We start from the raw sequence: 21,514 nt of genomic DNA, 5'->3' as shown, positions 1-21,514 counted from the left end.
CCTTATACGGCCATCAGGTCTTTTTCTTTCTCTGCCAGCTTCGCGTCGATTTCTGCCACGAACTTCTTGGTCAGATCGTCGATCTCGCCAGTGGCGCGACGCTCTTCGTCTTCGCTGATTTCTTTTTCCTTGACCAGATCCTTGAGCTGGCTGTTGGCATCACGACGGATGTTACGCACCGCTACACGGGCATCCTCAGCAACGTCGCGAGCCTGCTTGGTGAAACCACGACGGGTTTCTTCAGTCAGCGCCGGCATGCTGATCAGCAGCAACTCGCCAAGGTTGGTCGGGTTCAGGTTCAGACCAGCACTGCCGATCGCCTTGTCGACAGCACCCAGCATGTTGCGCTCGAAGGCGACGACTTGCAGGGTACGGGCGTCCTTGACGGTGATGTTGGCCACTTGCTTGATCGGGGTGTCGGCGCCGTAGTACGGCACCATCACGCCTTCCAGGATGCTCGGGTGCGCCTGGCCGGTACGAATGCGGCCGAAATTGTGCGCCAGCGATTCCACGGACTTCTGCATGCGCTCTTTAGCGTCTTTCTTGATTTCGTTGATCATTGTTCGCCTTCCTCGATCAGGGTTCCTTCAGCGCCGCCATGCACGATGTTCAGCAGGGCGCCGGGCTTGTTCATGTTAAATACGCGTAGCGGCATCTTGTGGTCGCGGCACAGGCAAATCGCCGTCAGATCCATCACACCCAGCTTGCGATCCAGCACTTCATCGTAGGTCAGATGATCGAACTTCTCGGCATGCGGGTCTTTGAACGGATCAGCGGTGTAGACGCCATCGACCTTGGTCGCCTTGAGTACGACATCGGCATCGATTTCGATTGCACGCAGGCAGGCAGCCGAATCCGTCGTAAAGAACGGGTTACCCGTACCGGCCGCGAAAATCACCACGTCCTTGGAGTTCAAGTGGCGCATGGCCTTGCGGCGATCGTAGTGATCGGTCACGCCGACCATGGAAATGGCCGACATCACGATGGCCGAGATATTGGCACGTTCCAGCGCGTCGCGCATTGCCAGGGCGTTCATCACAGTGGCCAGCATGCCCATGTGGTCGCCGGTAACCCGATCCATGCCCGCCGCGCTGAGCGCCGCGCCGCGGAACAGGTTGCCACCACCGATGACCAGACCGACCTGAACACCGATGCCGACCAGTTGGCCAACTTCCAATGCCATGCGATCCAGAACTTTCGGGTCGATCCCGAACTCTTCCGAGCCCATCAGGGCCTCGCCGCTAAGCTTGAGTAGAATGCGTTTATAGCGAGCCTGATAACCACTGCCCTGCTGAGCCATTGCGAATCTCTCCTGCGGCGTATTTTAAAATTCTTTGCGAGCTGTTTACAGCTGGCGTTCAATCTAGCTTGGCGCTGCTTCAGCGCCATCGGAACACGGCTTTGTAAGCCAGTTCCAAAAGGAAACCAAATAAAAATTGGTGCCCCATCTGAAAAGAGGCTGCGCGCGTGAGCGGGCAGCCTCTTCTGGGCGACAGTTAAAAAACCGTCTTATTGCTTGGCGGCAGCCAGCTGGGCAGCAACTTCTTCCGCGAAGTTGTCCACTGGCTTCTCGATGCCTTCGCCTACTTTGAAGTAAGTGAAGGAAACGATTTCAGCGCCGGCTTTCTTGGCCAGTTCGCCGACCTTGATTTCAGGGTTCTTGACGAAAGCCTGCTCAACCAGGCTGGCTTCGGCCAGGAACTTGCTGATACGGCCCTTGACCATGTTTTCAACGATGTTTTCCGGCTTGCCGGCGATCTTGTCAGCGTTCAGCGTCAGGAACACGCCTTTCTCGCGCTCGATCGCTTCAGCGGAAACTTCCGATGGCAGCAGGAATTCAGGGTTGGTAGCCGCTACGTGCATAGCGATGTCCTTGGCCAGCTCAACACTGCCGCCTTTCAGGACAACTGCAACACCGATCTTGTTGCCGTGCAGGTAGCCACCGACAACGTCACCTTCAACGCGCTTCAGACGACGGATGTTGACGTTTTCGCCAACCTTGCCGACCAGTACCAGGCGAGCAGTTTCTTGAGCTTCGATCAGCGGAGCAACATCAGTCAACTTGTCGGCGAACGCTTTTTCAACGCTTGCTGCAACAAATTCCTTGAAGTCGTCCTGCAGGGCCAGGAAGTCGGTCTGCGAGTTCACTTCCAGCAGAACGGCGGATTTACCGTCTTCCTTCAGAGCGATAGCGCCTTCAGCGGCAACGTTGCCGGCTTTCTTGGCAGCCTTGATGGCGCCCGAAGCGCGCATGTCATCAATGGCTTTCTCGATGTCGCCGCCAGCCTTGGTCAAGGCCTTTTTGCAGTCCATCATGCCTTCGCCAGTACGCTCGCGCAGTTCTTTGACCAACGCTGCAGTAATCTCTGCCATTTCAAATTCCTCTTGGATAGGTTTTCAACCATTCCACCCGATCGAACGGGCGATCAATTCTTCCCGAACCACCCTTGTTAGCTGCCGCACGTTACAGATAGAGCAGTGGGCGCCGACAAATGGTTTTCGAGGTGGCAAAAAGGGGGCCAAGCCCCCTTTTTGCTTACTGAGTCAACGCCAGGGCGTCAATTACTCAGCTGCAGCCTGAGTTTCTTCAGCTGCGAACTCAACGGTGCCGCCGGCAACATTGTTGCGACCGCGGATGACAGCGTCAGCCATCGAACCCATGTACAGCTGGATAGCGCGGATTGCGTCATCGTTGCCTGGGATGATGTAGTCAACGCCTTCCGGGCTGCTGTTGGTATCGACTACGCCGATAACCGGGATACCCAGCTTGTTGGCTTCGGTGATCGCGATGCGCTCGTGATCAACGTCGATAACGAACAGAGCGTCTGGCAGACCGCCCATGTCCTTGATACCACCCAGGGAACGATCCAGCTTTTCCAGGTCACGGGAGCGCATCAGCGCTTCTTTCTTGGTCAGCTTGGCGAAAGTACCGTCTTCGGCTTGTACTTCAAGGTCACGCAGACGCTTGATGGAAGCACGGATGGTTTTGAAGTTGGTCAGCATGCCGCCCAACCAGCGGTGATCGACGTACGGCGAACCGCAACGTGCTGCTTCTTCAGCAACGATCTTGCCAGCGGAACGCTTGGTGCCGACGAACAGAATCTTGTTTTTGCCCTGGGCCAGGCGCTCTACGAAAGTCAGAGCTTCGTTGAACATTGGCAGGGTTTTTTCAAGGTTGATGATGTGGATCTTGTTACGCGCGCCGAAAATGTACTTGCCCATTTTCGGGTTCCAGTAACGGGTCTGGTGACCGAAGTGCACACCGGCCTTCAGCATATCGCGCATGTTGACTTGGGACATGATAGTTCCTTAATAAGTCGGGTTTGGCCTCCACGTATCCCAATGACCAACCAGCAGCATCAGCTGAAGGCACCCAGGTCATCGTGTCGACACGTGTGTGGATTTAGGCTTTTCGGGACATCCCCGGAAAGCGGCGCATTTTATATCACAAGGCAAGGCAAAACGGAACCCGGATTCTGAAATCCTGGCGGGCGCCTGGCTCCACCCCCTTGGAATCCGCCAAGAATGCACCATCCTATAGAGAGAAGCGATGCACACAGGCGCAGATTTGCACTGATCGTCTGGTAGAATCGCATTTTCAGGGCTGCGAAGATCGATCGCGCAATGCCCTTTCCGTTTAGAAAGCGCCGCCTGGCGCAGAGAGAGCCTGTATGACCGTCACCCTCAAAACCCCCGAGGATATTGCCAAAATGCGTATCGCCGGCAAACTGGCCGCCGACGTGCTGGAAATGATTGCCGAATATGTCAAGCCGGGCGTTACCACCGATCAACTGAACCAGATCTGCCACGACTACATCGTCAATGAGCAGAAGGCCATCCCTGCCCCGCTCAACTACAAGGGCTATCCGAAGTCGATCTGCACGTCGATCAACCACGTAGTCTGCCACGGCATCCCGAACGACAAGCCGCTCAAAGATGGCGACACCCTGAACATCGACGTCACCGTCATCAAGGACGGCTACCACGGCGACACCAGCCGCATGTTCCACGTCGGCAACGTGCCGGTCTGGGCCGAGCGCTTGTCCAAGGTGACCCAGGAATGCATGTACAAGGCGATTGAAATCGTCAAACCCGGCTGCCGCCTGGGCGACATCGGCGAAATCATCCAGAAGCATGCTGAAAAGAACGGTTTCTCGGTGGTTCGCGAATTCTGCGGGCACGGTATCGGCAAGGTGTTCCACGAAGAGCCGCAGATCCTGCACTACGGCCGCGCTGGCACCGGCATGGAACTCAAGGCCGGCATGACCTTCACCATCGAGCCGATGATCAACCAGGGCCGTGCCGACACCAAGGTACTGGGCGACGGCTGGACCGCGATCACCAAGGACCGCAAGCTCTCGGCACAATGGGAGCACACCCTGCTGGTGACCGACACCGGTTACGAGATCTTCACCCTGCGCAGCGATGACACCATCCCTCGCGTTTCGCCCTGATCCCGTTACCGTACATCGCCTATAGAAAGGAAAGCCAATCGATGCCGCAGGTGGATCCCGAACTCTTCGACCGTGGCCAGTTCCAGGCCGAACTGGCCCTGAAGGCAAGCCCGATCGCGGCCTTCAAGAAGGCGATCCGCCAGGCCCGCGAGGTGCTTGACGCGCGCTTTCGCAGCGGCCGGGACATTCGCCGGCTGATCGAGGATCGCGCCTGGTTCGTCGACAACATCCTGCAAAAGGCCTGGGAGCAGTTCAACTGGAGCGAGGACGCCGACATCGCGCTGGTCGCGGTTGGCGGTTACGGCCGTGGTGAATTGCATCCTTACTCCGATATCGATTTGCTGATCCTGCTGGACAGCGCCGACCATGAAGTTTTCCGCGATTCCATCGAGCGTTTTCTGACGCTGTTGTGGGACATCGGCCTGGAGGTCGGTCAAAGCGTTCGCTCGATCGAGGAGTGCGCCGTCGAGGCCCGCGCCGATCTGACGGTCGTCACCAACCTGATGGAAAGCCGCACCATCGCCGGCCCCGAGCATTTGCGCCAGCGCATGCTGGACGTCACCAGCACCGCGCACATGTGGCCGAGCAAAGACTTCTTCCTGGCCAAGCGCGCCGAACAGAAGGCCCGCCACCACAAGTACAACGACACCGAATACAACCTGGAACCCAATGTCAAAGGCTCCCCCGGCGGCCTGCGGGATATCCAGACGATCCTGTGGGTGGCCCGTCGCGAGTACGGCACCCTGAACCTGCGAGCACTGGCCGGCGAAGGTTTTCTGGTGGAAAGCGAAAACGCCCTGCTCGCCTCTTCCCAGGAGTTCCTGTGGAAGGTTCGCTACGCCCTGCACATGCTCGCCGGTCGCGCCGAGGACCGCCTGCTGTTCGATCACCAGCGCACCATTGCCGGGCTGCTCGGCTTCAAAGGCGACGACGCCAAGCAAGCCATCGAAAATTTCATGCAGCAGTATTACCGGGTGGTGATGAGCATCGCCCAGCTAAGCGACCTGATCATCCAGCACTTCGAGGAAGTCATCCTCGCACCGCAAGACCAGGCGCCACCACAGCCGATCAACTCGCGCTTCCAGCTGCATGACGGCTATATCGAAGCACGCAACGACAACGTCTTCCGCCGCACGCCGTTCGCCATGCTCGAGATTTTCGTGCTGATGGCCCAGCAGCCGGAAATCAAGGGCGTGCGCGCCGACACCATTCGTCTGCTGCGGGAAAACCGTCACCTGATCGACGACGACTTCCGCAACGATATTCGCAACACCAGCCTGTTTATCGAGCTGTTCAAGTGCAAGATCGGCATCCACCGCAACCTGCGGCGGATGAACCGCTACGGCATCCTTGGGCGCTATCTGCCCGAATTCGGCTTTATCGTCGGGCAGATGCAACATGACCTGTTCCACATCTACACGGTCGACGCGCACACCCTGAACCTGATCAAGCACCTGCGTAAGTTGCAGTACACCCAGGTGTCGGAAAAATTCCCGCTGGCCAGCAAGCTCATGGGCAAGCTGCCCAAACCCGAGCTGATCTACATGGCCGGCCTGTACCACGACATCGGCAAAGGCCGACATGGCGATCACTCGGACATCGGCGCCGTGGATGCCGAGGCTTTTTGCCAGCGCCACCATCTGCCAGTGTGGGACAGTCGCCTGATCGTGTGGCTGGTGCAAAACCACCTGGTGATGTCGACCACCGCTCAGCGCAAGGACTTGTCCGACCCTCAGGTGATCCACGATTTCGCACAGATCGTCGGCGACGAAACCCGCCTCAACTATCTGTATGTGCTGACCGTCGCCGACATCAACGCCACCAACCCGACCCTGTGGAACTCCTGGCGCGCCAGCCTGTTGCGTCAGCTCTACACCGAAACCAAGCGCGCCCTGCGTCGCGGCCTGGAGAACCCGGTGGACCGCGAAGAGCAGATCCGCCAGACCCAGAGCGCCGCCCTGGATATCCTGGTGCGCGGCGGCACCGACCCGGACGATGTCGAGCAACTGTGGGCGCAGTTGGGTGATGACTATTTCCTGCGCCACACCGCCGGCGACGTGGCCTGGCACAGCGACGCGATCCTCCAGCAACCGGCCGACGGCGGGCCACTGGTGCTGATCAAGGAAACCACCCAGCGCGAATTTGAAGGTGGCACGCAAATCTTCATCTATGCCCCCGACCAGCACGACTTCTTTGCCGTGACCGTGGCGGCGATGGACCAGCTCAACCTGAACATTCACGACGCCCGGATCATCACCTCCAGTAGCCAGTTCACCCTCGACACCTACATCGTGCTCGACGCCGACGGCGACTCGATCGGCGATAACCCGGCGCGGATCAAGCAAATCCGTGACGGCCTGACCGAAGCCCTGCGCAACCCGGACGACTACCCGACCATCATCCAGCGCCGGGTTCCGCGTCAGCTCAAGCATTTCGCCTTTGCGCCGCAGGTGACGATCCACAACGACGCCCAGCGCCAGGTGACGGTACTGGAGCTCACGGCGCCCGACCGCCCGGGCCTGCTGGCGCGGGTCGGCACGATTTTCCTGGAGTTCGATCTGTCGCTGCAAAACGCCAAGATCGCCACCCTCGGCGAGCGCGTGGAAGACGTGTTTTTCATTACCGACGCCAACAACCAGCCACTGTCCGACCCGCTACTGTGCAGCCGCCTGCAGGATGCGATCGTCGAGCAACTGAGCGTCAACCAGGAACCCGATATCAAACTGTCGCGCATCAGCATCTGAACCAACAACGCGAGCCCGCCCTTTGTAGGAGCTGGCTTGCCAGCGAAGGAATCAAAAGCGCCACGTTTACCCGGTAAGCACGCGTTATCGTTGACGACCATCGCTGGCAAGCCAGCTCCTACAGGAAACAGGGTTTGCCCGTTCCCACACCGAACGAGATCTATCGATGAACAACGCTTTGTCCCAGCTCCAGCCCTACCCGTTCGAGAAACTCCGCGCCCTGCTTGGCAGCGTGACGCCGAACCCGGACAAGCGCCCGATCGCGCTGTCCATCGGCGAGCCGAAACACCGCTCGCCAAGCTTTGTCGCCGAGGCCCTGGCCAGCAATCTGGAAAAAATGGCCGTGTACCCGACCACCCTCGGTATCCCGGAGCTGCGCGAAGCCATCGCGGCATGGTGCGAACGTCGCTTCGATGTCCCCAAAGGCTGGATCGACCCGGCGCGCAACGTACTGCCAGTCAACGGCACCCGCGAAGCGCTGTTCGCCTTCACCCAGACCGTGGTCAACCGTGGCGATGACGCGCTGGTGGTCAGCCCGAACCCGTTCTACCAGATCTACGAAGGCGCGGCGTTCCTCGCCGGGGCCAAGCCGCATTACCTGCCGTGCCTGGACGAAAACGGCTTCAACCCGGATTTCGACGCCGTGTCGCCAGACATCTGGAAACGCTGCCAGATCCTGTTCCTGTGCTCGCCAGGCAACCCGACCGGCGCCTTGATTCCGGTGCAAACCCTGAAAAAGCTGATCGCCCTGGCCGACGAACACGACTTCGTGATTGCCGCCGATGAGTGCTACAGCGAGCTGTACTTCGACGAACAAACCCCGCCACCCGGCCTGCTCAGCGCTTGCGCAGAACTGGGTCGCAAGGACTTCAAGCGTTGTGTGGTATTCCACAGCCTGTCCAAGCGTTCGAACCTGCCGGGGTTGCGTTCGGGCTTTGTCGCCGGTGACGCCGACATCCTCAAGGGCTTTTTGCTCTATCGCACCTACCACGGCTGCGCAATGCCGGTTCAAACACAACTGGCCAGCGTTGCCGCGTGGAATGACGAGGTGCATGTGCGCGCCAACCGTGCGCTGTATCGCGAGAAGTTCGATGCGGTGCTGGAGATCCTCAGCCCGGTTATGGACGTACAGCGGCCAGATGGCAGCTTCTACCTGTGGCCGAATGTAGCCGGTGACGACGCCGCCTTCTGCCGTGACCTGTTCGAGCAGGAGCACGTGACCGTGGTGCCGGGCTCTTACTTGTCGCGGGATGTGGATGGCGTCAACCCGGGTGCCGGGCGTGTACGCATGGCACTGGTTGCGCCGCTTGCCGAGTGTGTCGAAGCTGCAGAGCGCATTCGCGCGTTCATCCAGCGCCGCAAATAACCCCGCCGCCGCTCAGGGCCAGGTGTTACTTCACCTGGCCGGGTTTGGCTTCACTCAAATCCAGTTCCCCCCAACACCTCATGCAACACGTCATCGCCAATCTGCTGATGACGACTGAGGCTGTACAACTCCAGCCGCCGCGAAACCGTCCGTCCATGGCATAATCCCAGACCATTTATTTCCAGCACCTGTAAAGGGGGCGATTCCTTGACCGTTTCAAGCAAAACGTTGCACCTTTTCGGCATCAAAGCCTGCGACACCATGAAAAAGGCGCGCACCTGGCTCGATGAACACGCTGTCAGCTATGACTTTCATGATTACAAGGCGGTCGGTATCGACCGTGAACACCTGACCCAATGGTGCAACGAGCACGGCTGGGAAGTGGTGTTGAACCGTGCAGGCACGACCTTTCGCAAGCTCGACGACGAACGCAAAGCCGATCTCGACCAGACGAAAGCCATCGAACTGATGCTCGCACAGCCCTCGATGATCAAGCGCCCGGTGCTCGATCTCGGTGACCGAACCCTGATTGGCTTCAAGCCAGATATCTACGCGGCCGCGCTCAAGTAAGCAGCCCGATCAATTTTGTTAGAGGTATACACATGTCTACTACCCTGTTCAGCCTGGCCTTCGGCGTCGGCACTCAAAACCGTCAAGGCGCATGGCTGGAAGTGTTCTACGCCGCCCCGGTGCTCAAGCCATCGGCTGAAGTCCTGGCCGCTATCGCACCGGTCCTGGGCTACACCGAAGGCAATCAGGCCATCGCGTTCAGCACCGCCCAGGCCTCGCAACTGGCTGAAGCGCTGAAAAGCGTCGACGCGGCCCAGGCTGCCCTGCTGACCCGCCTGGCCGAGAGCCACAAGCCGCTGGTCGCCACCCTGCTGGCCGAAGACACCCAGCTGTCGTCCACCCCGGAGGCTTACCTCAAGCTGCACCTGCTGAGCCATCGCCTGGTCAAGCCACACGGCCTGAACCTGGCCGGGATCTTCCCGTTGCTGCCAAACGTGGCCTGGACCAGCCAGGGCGCGGTCGACCTGAGCGAACTGGCCGAACTGCAACTCGAAGCCCGTCTGCGCGGCGAGCTGCTGGAAGTGTTCTCGGTGGACAAGTTCCCGAAAATGACCGACTACGTGGTTCCGGCCGGCGTGCGTATCGCTGACGCTGCGCGCCTGCGCCTGGGCGCTTACGTGGGCGAAGGCACCACCGTGATGCACGAAGGTTTCATCAACTTCAATGCCGGCACCGAAGGCCCGGGCATGATTGAAGGCCGCGTATCCGCTGGCGTATTCGTCGGCAAGGGTTCGGACCTGGGCGGCGGCTGCTCGACCATGGGCACCCTGTCGGGCGGCGGCAACATCGTGATCAAGGTCGGCGAAGGCTGCCTGATCGGCGCCAACGCCGGTATCGGTATCCCGTTGGGCGACCGCAACACCGTCGAGTCGGGCCTGTACCTGACCGCCGGCACCAAAGTCGCGCTGCTGGACGAAAACAATCAACTGGTCAAAGTGGTCAAGGCCCGTGAACTGGCCGGCCAGACCGACCTGCTGTTCCGTCGCAATTCGCAAACCGGTGCCGTGGAATGCAAAACCCACAAGTCGGCCATCGAACTGAACGAAGCGCTGCACGCTCACAACTAAGCGTTACACGAGCACCTGTGTAGGAGCGAGCTTGCTCGCGATGGACGTCAACGATAACGCGCGGCACCAGACAGCACGCGTTGTCCATGCATTCTTCGCGAGCAAGCTCGCTCCTACAGTGTCAGGCGCATGGGCCCGATAACATGATGATTCTCTCTCCCTGGCGTGCCGATTTTCCGGCCATCGCCGCCCTGAAACGGCAAGGCCAGACCTATCTGGACAACGCCGCCACCACGCAAAAACCTCAAGCCCTGCTCGATGCCCTGGCGCATTACTACGCCAACGGTGCGGCCAACGTGCATCGGGCGCAGCATTTGCCCGGCGCCCACGCCACCCAGGCGTTCGAGGACAGCCGCCGCAAAGTCGCGCAATGGCTTAATACTGGCGATTGCGGGCAGATCATTTTTACCCACGGCGCGACGTCCGCGCTGAATCTCCTGGCCTACGGCCTGGAACATCTTTTCAATCCGGGCGACGAGATTGTCATCAGCGCCCTGGAACACCACGCCAACCTGTTGCCGTGGCAGCAACTGGCGCACCGTCGCGACCTGAAACTGCTGATCCTGCCGCTGGATGCCGATGGCGTGATCGACCTCGAAGCCGCCGCCGGCTTGATCGGTCCACGCACGCGTCTGTTGGCCGTCAGTCAACTGTCCAACGTGATCGGCGCGTGGCAACCGCTACCTCCATTGCTGGCACTGGCCAAGGCGCACAATGCCCTGACCGTGATCGACGGTGCCCAGGGCGTGGTCCATGGCCGCCACGACGTGCAAGCGCTGGGCTGCGACTTTTATGTCTGCTCCAGCCACAAGCTCTACGGCCCCGATGGCCTGGGCGTGCTGTTCGGGCGCAATACAGCGCTGCAGCAGCTGCGCCCCTGGCAGTTCGGTGGCGAAATGGTGCTGGACGCCAATTATCACGACGCACGCTTTCGCCCGGCACCGCTGGGTTTCGAGGCCGGGACGCCGCCGATTGCCAGTGTGATCGGCCTGGGAGCTACCCTGGATTATCTCGGAGGGCTCGATCAGGACGTCGTGTCCGCCCATGAAGCGGCGTTGCATGCCTGTCTGCTCAAGGGCCTGGAGGCACGCCACGGCATCCGCCTGCTGGGCAAACCGCAAGTGGCGCTGGCCAGTTTTACCGTCGAGGGTGTGCATAACTCCGATCTCGCGCATCTGCTGACCGAACAAGGCATCGCGGTGCGTGCCGGCCATCACTGCGCCATGCCGCTGCTTAAACGCTTTGAACTGGCCGGAGCGATTCGGGTGTCATTGGCGCTGTACAACGATTCCGAAGACCTGGAGCGGTTCTTTGAAGCCCTGGATCAGGCGCTGGCGCTATTGCGATGAACCTGCCTGCCGATGCCGCGACGGCACTCGAGACCTTTCAGCAAGCGGCCGGCTGGGAACAGCGCGCACGCCTGCTGATGCAATGGGGCGAGCGCCTGCCGGCGTTGAGTGATGCGCAGATGTGCGATGCCAACCGGGTGCATGGCTGTGAAAGCCAGGTGTGGCTGGTGGGTGAATTACGCGATGACCATTGGCAGTTCAGCGCCAACAGCGACGCCCGGTTGATTCGCGGATTGGTGGCGTTGTTGCTGGCGCGGGTCAACGGGTTGTCGGCGGCGGAGTTGCAGCAGGTGGATTTGCCGGACTGGTTCAATCAGTTGGGACTGGGGCGGCAGTTGTCCGAGTCGCGCAGTAATGGTTTGAATGCGGTGCTTCAGCGGATGAATGAGTTGGCTCAATAAAGGGGCTGCTTCGCAGCCCATCGCGAGCAAGCTCGCTCCCACAGGGATTGGCGGTGAATCCGGATTTTGCATCCGACACTCACTCCTGTGGGAGCGGGCTTGCCCCGGGCGGCGTTCCGACGAAGAGGCCATCAGCCATACCGATCAGGCCTCAGGCTTGACCCGCTCCGCCGGCCGCCGCACACCCGCGACAATCTTGTCCACGGCCTTGGTCGCCGCAACCATGCCGAACGTCGCCGTCACCATCATCACTGCGCCAAACCCGCCAGCGCAGTCGAGCTTCACGCCATCACCGACAAAACTTTTCTGCAGGCAAATGCTGCCATCCGGTTTCGGGTAACGCAGTTGCTCGGTGGAAAACACGCACGGCACGCTGTAATGGCGGGTCACGGTGCGTGAAAAGCCGTAGTCGCGGCGCAGTGTCGAACGCACTTTCGAGGCCAGCGGATCATTGAACGTGCGATTGAGGTCGCAGACCTGGATCAGCGTCGGGTCAATCTGCCCGCCCGCGCCACCGGTGGTGATGATCTGGATCTTGCGGCGCTTGCACCAGGCGATCAGCGCGGCCTTGGCGTTGACGCTGTCGATGCAGTCGATCACGCAGTCGATGTTCGGCGTGATGTACTCGGCCATGGTGTCGCGGGTAACGAAGTCAGGCACCGCGTGCACCGTGCAGTCCGGGTTGATCCCGCGCAGACGCTCGGCCATCACCTCGACCTTGGGCTTGCCCACCGTGCTGTCCAGCGCGTGCAACTGACGGTTGGCATTGCTGACGCAGACGTCATCCAGGTCAAACAGCGAAATCTCGCCCACGCCACAACGGGCCATGGCTTCCGCCGCCCAGGAACCGACGCCACCGACACCGACGATCGCCACATGGGCCGCGCGCAGGCGCTCAAGGCCTTCGATGCCATACAAACGGGCGATGCCGGCAAACCGCGGATCTTCTGTACTCATGACCATTACCCCAAAAACCGGCGGGCATTATATGGCGAGTTGGAGACAAAATCAGTTATAGGAAAAAGCGAAAGAACTTTAGCGAAACCAGATTGCCCAATGTCCGGCAATTCCCTGTCCGCTGTACGACCAGAGAATGCCCGGTGTAGGATGCGCGCCCCTTGGCGACCGCCAACCGTTCCTTCGTTCCACAGTCTTTGGAACCCGAAATAGCTATGTCATCGCGTAAATTTGGACTCAACCTGGTCGTGGTGCTCGCCATCGCTGCCTTGTTTACCGGCTTCTGGGCGCTGATCAACCGCCCGGTCACCGCCCCCAACTGGCCAGAACAGATCTCCGGCTTCTCCTACTCGCCATTCCAGCAGGGCCAGTTCCCGCAGAAAGACCAGTACCCGACCGACGATCAAATGCGTCGCGACCTGGAGATCATGAGCAAGCTGACGGACAACATCCGCATCTACTCGGTCGATGGCACCCTGCAAGACATCCCGAAACTGGCGGAAGAGTTCGGCCTGCGGGTGACCCTGGGGATCTGGATCAGCCCGGACCAGGAACGCAACGAACGGGAAATCACCCGCGCCATTGAAATCGCCAACGCCTCGCGCAGCGTGGTTCGCGTGGTGGTCGGCAACGAAGCGATTTTCCGCAAGGAAATCACCGCCGCCGAACTCAGCGTCATGCTCGATCGCGTGCGTGCCGCCGTGAAGGTGCCGGTAACCACGTCCGAACAGTGGCACGTGTGGGAAGAACACCCGGAACTGGCCAAACACGTCGACCTGATCGCCGCGCACATCCTGCCTTACTGGGAATTCATCCCGATGGACAAGGCCGGGCAGTTCGTCCTCGACCGCGCCCGCGACCTGAAAAAGATGTTCCCGAAAAAGCCACTGCTGCTGTCCGAAGTGGGCTGGCCGAGCAACGGCCGCATGCGCGGTGGCGCCGATGCGTCGCCGGCAGACCAGGCGATCTACCTGCGAACCCTGGTCAACAAACTCAACCGCCAGGGCTTTAACTACTTCGTGATCGAAGCGTTTGACCAGCCGTGGAAAGCCAGCGACGAAGGTTCCGTCGGCGCCTATTGGGGCGTGTTCAACGCCGCGCGCCAGCAGAAGTTCAACTTCGAAGGCCCGGTGGTGGCGATTCCGCAATGGCGCGTGTTGGCCATTGGTTCGGTGGTATTGGCGCTGTTGTCGCTGACCCTGCTGATGATCGACGGCTCGGCCCTGCGTCAACGCGGCCGGACCTTCCTGACCTTCACCGCGTTCCTCGGTGGTTCGGCACTGGTGTGGATCGGTTACGACTACAGCCAGCAATACAGCACCTGGTTCAGCCTGACCGTTGGTTTCTTGCTCGCCCTCGGTGCGCTCGGGGTGTTTATCGTGTTGCTGACCGAAGCCCACGAACTGGCCGAGACCGTCTGGACCCACAAACGCCGGCGTGAATTCCTGCCCGTGGTAGGCGATTCGGATTACCGACCGAAAGTCTCGATCCACGTGCCCTGCTACAACGAGCCGCCGGAGATGGTCAAACAGACCCTCAATGCCCTGGCCAACCTCGACTATCCGGACTTCGAAGTCCTGATCATCGACAACAACACCAAGGACCCGGCGGTCTGGGAACCGGTGCGCGATTACTGCGCAACCCTCGGCCCACGCTTCAAGTTCTTCCACGTGGCACCGCTGGCCGGCTTCAAGGGCGGCGCGCTGAACTACCTGATCCCGCACACCGCCAAGGATGCCGAAGTCATTGCCGTGATCGACTCGGACTACTGCGTCGACCGCAACTGGCTCAAGCACATGGTGCCGCACTTCGCCGACCCGAAAATCGCCGTGGTGCAGTCGCCGCAGGATTACCGCGACCAGAACGAAAGCACCTTCAAGAAGCTCTGCTACGCGGAATACAAAGGCTTCTTCCACATCGGCATGGTCACCCGCAATGACCGTGACGCGATCATCCAGCACGGCACCATGACCATGACCCGTCGCTCGGTGCTCGAAGAGTTGGGTTGGGCCGACTGGTGCATCTGTGAAGACGCCGAACTGGGCCTGCGAGTATTCGAGAAAGGCCTGTCGGCGGCGTATTACCACACCAGCTACGGCAAAGGCCTGATGCCCGATACCTTCATCGACTTCAAGAAGCAGCGTTTCCGCTGGGCTTACGGAGCGATTCAGATCATCAAGCGCCACACCGCCAGCCTGCTGCGCGGCAAGGACACAGAGCTGACCCGCGGCCAGCGCTATCACTTCCTCGCGGGCTGGTTGCCGTGGGTGGCGGACGGCATGAACATCTTCTTCACCGTTGGCGCGCTGTTGTGGTCGGCGGCGATGATCATCGTGCCGCAACGGGTCGATCCACCGCTGCTGATTTTCGCGATCCCGCCATTGGCGCTGTTCGTGTTCAAGGTCGCCAAGATCATCTTCCTCTACCGCCGTGCGGTCGGGGTCAACTTGAAGGATGCCTTCTGCGCGGCGCTGGCCGGCCTGGCGTTGTCCCATACCATCGCCAAAGCGGTGCTGTACGGCTTCTTCACCAGCAGCATACCGTTCTTCCGCACCCCGAAAAACGCCGACAACCACGGCTTCTGGGTGGCGATTTCGGAAGCCCGGGAAGAGATGTTCATCATGCTGTTGTTGTGGGGCGCGGCCTTGGGGATCTTCCTGGTCCAGGGCCTGCCGAGCAATGACATGCGCTTCTGGGTCACCATGCTGCTGGTGCAGTCGCTACCGTACGTCGCGGCGCTGATCATGGCGTTCCTGTCGTCGCTGCCCAAACCGGTGGTTGAACCAGAACCTGCAACAGCGTAATCCGTTATTAGATAACGTCAAACGGCGACCTTCGGGTCGCCGTTTTGCTTTAGAATGATCGCCCTTTTCAATGCCAACACACTCGGTAGGAGCTGCCGAAGGCTGCGATCTTTTGATTTTCAGAATCAGGATCAAAAGATCGCAGCCTTCGGCAGCTCCTACAGGTTTATCGTGCTGCACACATCGGAGTTTTCCATGACGGCCCACGCCGACCTTTCGCCGACCCTTCAACTCGCCATCGACCTGATCCGCCGTCCGTCCGTGACGCCGATCGACGCCGATTGCCAGAAGCAGATGATGCAGCGCCTGGGCGATGCCGGTTTCACCCTGGAACCGATGCGCATCGAAGATGTGGATAACTTCTGGGCCACCCACGGCCAGGACGACGGTCCGGTGCTGTGCTTCGCCGGCCACACCGACGTGGTCCCGACCGGTCCGGTGTCTGCCTGGCAAATCGAACCGTTCAATGCGCTGATCGACGAACACGGCATGCTCTGCGGCCGTGGCGCCGCCGACATGAAAGGCAGCCTTGCCGCCATGACCGTCGCGTCCGAGCGTTTTGTCGCCGACTACCCGAATCACAAGGGCAAAGTCGCGTTCCTGATCACCAGTGATGAAGAAGGCCCGGCGCACCACGGCACCAAGGCCGTGGTCGAACGCCTCGCCGCGCGCAAGGAACGTCTGGACTGGTGCATCGTCGGCGAGCCATCGAGCACCACCCTGGTGGGTGACGTGGTCAAGAACGGCCGTCGCGGCTCCCTCGGCGCCAAGCTGACCGTGCGCGGCGTGCAAGGCCACGTGGCCTATCCGCACCTGGCGAAGAACCCGATCCACCTCGCCGCCCCGGCCCTGGCGGAACTTGCCGCCGAGCATTGGGACCACGGCAACGATTTCTTCCCGCCGACCAGTTTCCAGATCTCCAACGTCAACTCCGGCACCGGTGCGACCAACGTGATCCCCGGTGACCTGGTGGCGGTGTTCAACTTCCGCTTCTCCACCGAGTCCACCGTCGAAGGCCTGCAAAAGCGCGTCGCCGACATCCTCGACAAGCATGGCCTGGACTGGCACGTCGACTGGGCCCTGTCCGGCCTGCCGTTCCTCACCGAGCCGGGCGCGCTGCTGGACGCGGTGTCGTCGAGCATCAAGGACATCACCGGTCGCGAAACAAAAGCCTCCACCAGCGGTGGCACCTCAGACGGGCGCTTCATCGCGACCATGGGCACCCAAGTGGTTGAACTGGGCCCGGTCAACGCGACCATCCACCAGGTCAACGAGCGCGTGCTGGCAGCGGATCTCGACGTGCTGACCGAAATCTACTACCAGACTCTGATCAAGTTGCTCGCCTGATGCTTGCGTGTCCGATCTGCAGTGAACCGCTGAACGCGGTGGACAACGGCGTGGCCTGCCCCGCCGGGCATCGTTTCGACCGTGCGCGCCAGGGTTACTTGAACCTGTTGCCGGTGCAGCACAAAAACAGCCGCGACCCTGGGGATAATCAGGCGATGGTCGAAGCCCGCCGCGACTTCCTCAATGCCGGCCATTACGCGCCGGTGGCCAAGCGCCTGGCGCAACTGGCTGCCGATTACGCGCCACAGCGCTGGGTGGACATCGGTTGTGGCGAGGGCTACTACACCGCACAAATCGCCGAGGCCCTGCCTGATGCCGAAGGTTATGCCCTGGACATCTCCCGGGAAGCGGTCAAACGTGCCTGCAAACGCAATCCCGGGCTAACCTGGTTGATCGCCAGCATGGCCCGCGTGCCGCTGGCATCGGGCAGTTGCCAGTTCCTGGCCAGCGTCTTCAGCCCGCTGGACTGGGAGGAAGCCAAACGCCTGCTCAGCGTCGGCGGCGGCCTGATGAAAGTCGGGCCGACCAGCGGCCACCTGATGGAACTGCGTGAACGGTTGTACGACGAAGTCCGTGAGTACATTGACGACAAGCATCTGGACCTGGTGCCGGAAGGCATGGCGCTGGCCCACAGTGAAACCCTGGAGTTCAAACTGACGCTGGTCAATGGTCAGGACCGCGCCAATCTGTTGGCCATGACACCCCACGGCTGGCGTGCCAGTGCCGAACGCCGGGCAGCGGTCATCGAACAGGCGGAACCGTTCGAGGTCACCGTATCGATGCGCTACGATTATTTCGTACTTCAATAACTTCAAACATTTTTGGTCTGGAGCAATGGCTCAAGACCGGCTAAATCCGCGAATGGATTTTTCAGACCCGCAGTGAGGACATCCATGCGCCAACCCGATATCGAGATTTACCTGAAAGACGCCGACGTCGACCACAAGGCCATCGCCGCCTGGCTCGGTGCGGCATTGGGTCCGTGCACGGATTGGGTCCAGAAGGGCCAGACCTACAAGTGCAAGGCCGGCAACGTACCGGTGACCTGGCTGCCAAAAGCCGTCGGTAAATGGAACAGCCTGTACCTGGAAAGCGACCAGACCCCTTGGGACGACGACATCGCCTGCGCCCGCGCCGCGTTTGCCGCGCTGAACGTCGAAGTGCGTTGCGCACCGGGTAGCTGGGTCGAGGAGGAAGGCGAGGAGACGGCGGACCGCTGGATTCGCATCAGCGCCGATGGTGAAGAGGAGATCACCTGGAAAACCGCGTAAAACCTGCACACCGCCCCTGTAGGAGCGAGCTTGCTCGCGATAACGGACTTACATTCAACATCTACGTTGACTGAAAGGTCCTCATCGCGAGCAAGCTAGCTCCCACAGTGTTTTGGGGTGCTCTGAAGATTTTGGTTACAGACCTACAACATCCTCGGCCTGCAACCCCTTCTGCCCTTCCACCACCGCATACTCGACCTGCTGGCCTTCGGTGAGCGAACGGTGGCCTTCGCCACGAATCGCGCGGTAGTGCACGAACACGTCCACCCCGTCCTCGCGCTGAATGAAGCCGTAGCCCTTGGCGTCGTTGAACCACTTCACGTTGCCGGTTTCGCGTGTTGCCATTTGTTCATACTCCCTTTTTATTATTGATCGGGCTTTTCGCAGGAAAGCCTCGGGAACGTCAGCCTGCGCATACCGGTCCCATGAGGGCAACGGCGACAGAACGCCGAGTATATGACAGACGTTAAAACTCTCAACAGGAGTTTACTTCCGCGCTTTTTTGCCGATTTTCGACGAATCCGGCACACTAGGGGGCCTTCTCAATTAGTTTCCGCGCCGCGCGGAAACTAATTGAGAAGGCCCCCTACGACCTCCCGAACAAACGCTCGGTTTTATTCACTCACGCAGAAGCCGTATGACCCGCTCCCCGTTTCGCCGTCTTGTGTTTGGCACCCTGCGCCGACTGTTGTATCTCTGGGTTCGCTCCGAGACGATCAACCAGTCGTCGTTCACCCTTAACCTCGACCGCAGTCGTCCGGTGTTCTACGTCCTGCAAAACCCTTCGCTGACCGACCTCGCCGTGGTCGACACCGAGTGCAGCAAGGCCGGCCTGCCACGCCCGGTGCTGCCGGTATCGGTGGGCAATCTGCTGGAACCCGCCGCGTTCTTCTACCTCACGCCGGACCCGGACTGGCTCGGCCGCCAGGACAAGCGCGGCGCGCCGCCGACCCTGACCCGTCTGGTCAGCGCCCTGAGCCAGAACGCCGCCGAAGATGCGCAGATCATCCCGGTCAGCGTGTTCTGGGGCCAGTCGCCGGACAGCGAAAACAGCCCGTGGAAACTCCTGTTCGCCGACAGCTGGGCCGTTACCGGGCGCCTGCGTCGCTTGCTGAGCGTCATCGTGCTGGGACGCAAGACCCGCGTGCAGTTCTCCGCGCCGATCCGCCTGCGCGAACTGATCGAGCACGACAAGGGCCACGAGCGCACCGTGCGCATGGCCCAGCGCATCCTGCGGGTGCACTTTCGCAACCTGAAGGCCGCAGTGATCGGCCCGGACATCTCCCACCGCCGCAATCTGGTCAAAGGTCTGCTGAACCAGCCACAGGTCAAACAAGCGATCCTCGATGAAGCCGAACGCGAGAACATCTCGCCGGAGAAAGCCAAAGCTCAAGCCCTGCGCTACGGCAACGAAATCGCCTCGGACTACACCTACACGGCGATCCGTTTCATGGAAGTGGTACTGAGCTGGTTCTGGAACAAGATCTACGACGGCATCAAGGTCAACCACATCGAAGGCGTGCAGAAGGTCGCCCAGGGTCACGAAGTGATCTACGTGCCGTGCCACCGTAGCCACATCGACTACCTGCTGCTGTCCTACCTGCTGTTTCGCAACGGCCTGACCCCGCCGCACGTCGCCGCCGGCATCAACCTGAACATGCCGGTGATCGGCGGCCTGCTGCGTCGCGGCGGTGCCTTCTTCATGCGCCGCACGTTCAAGGGCAATCCGCTGTACACCTCGGTGTTCAACGAATACCTGCACACCCTGTTCACCAAGGGCTTCCCGGTGGAGTACTTCGTCGAGGGCGGCCGTTCGCGCACCGGGCGCATGCTGCAACCCAAGACCGGGATGCTGGCGATCACCCTGCGCAGTTTTCTGCGTTCATCGCGCATGCCGATCGTGTTCGTGCCGGTGTACATCGGCTACGAGCGCGTGCTGGAAGGCCGGACCTACCTCGGCGAGTTGCGCGGTGCGGCCAAGAAAAAAGAATCGATCTTCGATATTTTCAAAGTCATTGGCGCACTCAAGCAGCGCTTCGGCCAGGTAGCGGTGAACTTCGGCGAGCCGATCAAGCTGGCGCAGTTCCTCGACGGCGAACAGCCGGACTGGCGCCAACAGGACCTCGGCCCGCAGTTCAGACCCGCCTGGCTCAACGAAACCACCAACCGCCTCGGCGAGAAAGTTGCACAGCATCTGAACGAAGCGGCGGCGATCAACCCGGTCAATCTGGTGGCACTGGCGTTGCTGTCCACCAGCCGCCTGGCCCTGGACGACCGCGCCATGGCACGAGTGCTGGATCTGTATCTGGCACTGCTGCGCAAGGTTCCGTACTCGCCACACACCACCCTGCCGGACGGCGATGGTCGCGCCCTGATCGAGCACGTGAAGGCCATGGACCTGCTGTCCGAGCAGAGCGATGCATTGGGCAAGATTCTCTATCTGGACGAGCAGAACGCCGTCCTGATGACCTACTACCGCAACAACGTGCTGCACATCTTCGCCCTGCCGGCGCTGCTGGCGAGCTTCTTCCAGAGCGCCTCGCGCATGCGCCGCGAACAGATCCTGCGCTACACCCGCGCGTTGTATCCCTACCTGCAAGCGGAGCTGTTCATTCGCTGGTCGCTGGACGAACTGGATGGGGTGATCGATCAATGGCTGCAAGCCTTCGTCGAGCAAGGCCTGCTGCGCTTCGAGAACGATGTGTACCTGCGCCCGGCGCCAAGCTCACGGCACTTCGTGCTGTTGACGCTACTGTCGAAAAGCATTGCCCAGACCCTGCAGCGCTTCTACATGACCGTGTCCCTGCTGCTCAACAGCGGCCAGAACAGCATCAGCGCCGAAGAACTGGAAGACCTGTGCACGGTCATGGCCCAGCGCCTGTCGATCCTGCATGGCCTCAACGCCCCGGAATTCTTCGACAAGAGCCTGTTCCGCCACTTCATCCAGACGATGCTTGACCTCGACGTGCTCAAGCGCGATGAAGCGGGCAAGTTGAGCTATCACGAATTGCTCGGTGAACTGGCCGAAGGCGCGGCCAAGCGGGTGTTGCCGGCGGAGATTCGCTTGTCGATTCGGCAGGTGGCGTTGCATCGTAGTGAAGATGCGGCGGATCAACCCGCACCGCCGGTCGAAACCGTCTAGATTGATCAGGGCGCCAGTCGGTTCTGGTGCCCTCGATACGGA

Annotated in this window: 18 protein-coding genes; 12 read left to right on the top strand and 6 right to left on the bottom strand. The window is 60.6% G+C overall.

Annotated features, from left to right (window positions below):
* Window positions 1–2 precede the first annotated feature (2 nt).
* From frr to rpsB, 4 genes are all read right to left on the bottom strand, one after another.
* On the bottom strand, window positions 3–560 hold the full coding sequence (frr, locus tag KGA81_RS13710; RefSeq protein ID WP_108216657.1) for a ribosome recycling factor: 558 nt from the start codon (window positions 558–560) through the stop codon (window positions 3–5).
* Entirely contained in the window at window positions 557–1,300 is a 744-nt protein-coding gene (gene pyrH / locus KGA81_RS13705) for a UMP kinase (protein ID WP_108216656.1), read from the bottom strand. Before pyrH ends, frr begins: the two co-directional genes overlap by 4 nt.
* A 209-nt stretch (window positions 1,301–1,509) precedes the next feature.
* Window positions 1,510–2,373: a translation elongation factor Ts gene (tsf, locus tag KGA81_RS13700; protein WP_223546679.1), complete on the bottom strand. Its 864-nt coding sequence runs from the start codon at window positions 2,371–2,373 to the stop codon at window positions 1,510–1,512.
* 189 nt (window positions 2,374–2,562) lie between these two features.
* Window positions 2,563–3,300, bottom strand: coding sequence for a 30S ribosomal protein S2 (rpsB, locus tag KGA81_RS13695; RefSeq protein ID WP_003222119.1), 738 nt, complete (start codon window positions 3,298–3,300; stop codon window positions 2,563–2,565).
* A 371-nt stretch (window positions 3,301–3,671) separates the two neighbouring features.
* Here rpsB and map point away from each other — a divergent pair, with 371 nt between their 5' ends.
* The 7 genes from map (at window position 3,672) to KGA81_RS13660 (ending at window position 11,951) form a co-directional block, all read left to right on the top strand.
* Entirely contained in the window at window positions 3,672–4,454 is a 783-nt protein-coding gene (gene map, locus KGA81_RS13690) for a type I methionyl aminopeptidase (RefSeq protein WP_223546677.1), read from the top strand.
* Between the two features lie 41 nt (window positions 4,455–4,495).
* On the top strand, window positions 4,496–7,198 hold the full coding sequence (locus KGA81_RS13685) for a [protein-PII] uridylyltransferase (protein ID WP_223546675.1): 2,703 nt from the start codon (window positions 4,496–4,498) through the stop codon (window positions 7,196–7,198).
* A gap of 166 nt (window positions 7,199–7,364) precedes the next feature.
* Window positions 7,365–8,564 (top strand): succinyldiaminopimelate transaminase, encoded by a 1,200-nt coding sequence (gene dapC, locus KGA81_RS13680; protein ID WP_223546673.1) that lies wholly within the window; start codon window positions 7,365–7,367, stop codon window positions 8,562–8,564.
* A gap of 207 nt (window positions 8,565–8,771) precedes the next feature.
* A complete protein-coding gene (locus tag KGA81_RS13675; protein ID WP_008052792.1) occupies window positions 8,772–9,134 on the top strand; it encodes an ArsC family reductase in 363 nt (120 codons plus the stop codon).
* 32 nt (window positions 9,135–9,166) lie between these two features.
* Entirely contained in the window at window positions 9,167–10,201 is a 1,035-nt protein-coding gene (gene dapD, locus KGA81_RS13670) for a 2,3,4,5-tetrahydropyridine-2,6-dicarboxylate N-succinyltransferase (protein WP_223546671.1), read from the top strand.
* A 143-nt stretch (window positions 10,202–10,344) separates the two neighbouring features.
* The gene (locus tag KGA81_RS13665) at window positions 10,345–11,550 is read left to right on the top strand and encodes an aminotransferase class V-fold PLP-dependent enzyme (RefSeq protein WP_223546663.1); all 1,206 of its coding nucleotides are present in this window, start codon (window positions 10,345–10,347) and stop codon (window positions 11,548–11,550) included.
* The gene (locus tag KGA81_RS13660; RefSeq protein WP_223546653.1) at window positions 11,547–11,951 is read left to right on the top strand and encodes a SufE family protein; all 405 of its coding nucleotides are present in this window, start codon (window positions 11,547–11,549) and stop codon (window positions 11,949–11,951) included. The genes KGA81_RS13665 and KGA81_RS13660 overlap by 4 nt, the downstream gene beginning before the upstream one ends.
* A gap of 144 nt (window positions 11,952–12,095) precedes the next feature.
* Here the strand turns inward: KGA81_RS13660 and tcdA are convergent, their stop codons facing one another.
* Window positions 12,096–12,914, bottom strand: a complete 819-nt coding sequence (gene tcdA / locus KGA81_RS13655; protein ID WP_103394415.1) for a tRNA cyclic N6-threonylcarbamoyladenosine(37) synthase TcdA — start codon at window positions 12,912–12,914, stop codon at window positions 12,096–12,098.
* A gap of 209 nt (window positions 12,915–13,123) precedes the next feature.
* On the opposite strand from tcdA, the gene KGA81_RS13650 reads away from it, so the two are divergent.
* From KGA81_RS13650 to KGA81_RS13635, 4 genes are all read left to right on the top strand, one after another.
* Complete coding sequence (locus KGA81_RS13650; protein WP_223546651.1) at window positions 13,124–15,712, top strand: glycosyltransferase; 2,589 nt, start codon at window positions 13,124–13,126, stop codon at window positions 15,710–15,712.
* A 195-nt stretch (window positions 15,713–15,907) separates the two neighbouring features.
* Window positions 15,908–17,059, top strand: coding sequence for a succinyl-diaminopimelate desuccinylase (gene dapE / locus KGA81_RS13645; RefSeq protein ID WP_223546649.1), 1,152 nt, complete (start codon window positions 15,908–15,910; stop codon window positions 17,057–17,059).
* Window positions 17,059–17,868, top strand: coding sequence for a putative RNA methyltransferase (locus KGA81_RS13640; protein ID WP_223546648.1), 810 nt, complete (start codon window positions 17,059–17,061; stop codon window positions 17,866–17,868). Before dapE ends, KGA81_RS13640 begins: the two co-directional genes overlap by 1 nt.
* An 84-nt stretch (window positions 17,869–17,952) precedes the next feature.
* Window positions 17,953–18,330, top strand: a complete 378-nt coding sequence (locus tag KGA81_RS13635) for a hypothetical protein (RefSeq protein WP_223546646.1) — start codon at window positions 17,953–17,955, stop codon at window positions 18,328–18,330.
* A gap of 135 nt (window positions 18,331–18,465) precedes the next feature.
* On the opposite strand, the gene KGA81_RS13630 is transcribed toward KGA81_RS13635, so the two are convergent.
* On the bottom strand, window positions 18,466–18,675 hold the full coding sequence (locus KGA81_RS13630; protein ID WP_007954750.1) for a cold shock domain-containing protein: 210 nt from the start codon (window positions 18,673–18,675) through the stop codon (window positions 18,466–18,468).
* 292 nt (window positions 18,676–18,967) lie between these two features.
* Here KGA81_RS13630 and plsB point away from each other — a divergent pair, with 292 nt between their 5' ends.
* On the top strand, window positions 18,968–21,472 hold the full coding sequence (plsB, locus tag KGA81_RS13625) for a glycerol-3-phosphate 1-O-acyltransferase PlsB (protein WP_223546644.1): 2,505 nt from the start codon (window positions 18,968–18,970) through the stop codon (window positions 21,470–21,472).
* The last annotated feature ends 42 nt before the right edge of the window (window positions 21,473–21,514 follow it).

The sequence above is a fragment of the Pseudomonas sp. A-B-19 genome (genome assembly GCF_019947515.1).
GTDB lineage: Bacteria > Pseudomonadota > Gammaproteobacteria > Pseudomonadales > Pseudomonadaceae > Aquipseudomonas.
This window is presented reverse-complemented; position numbering and strand designations above follow the sequence as displayed.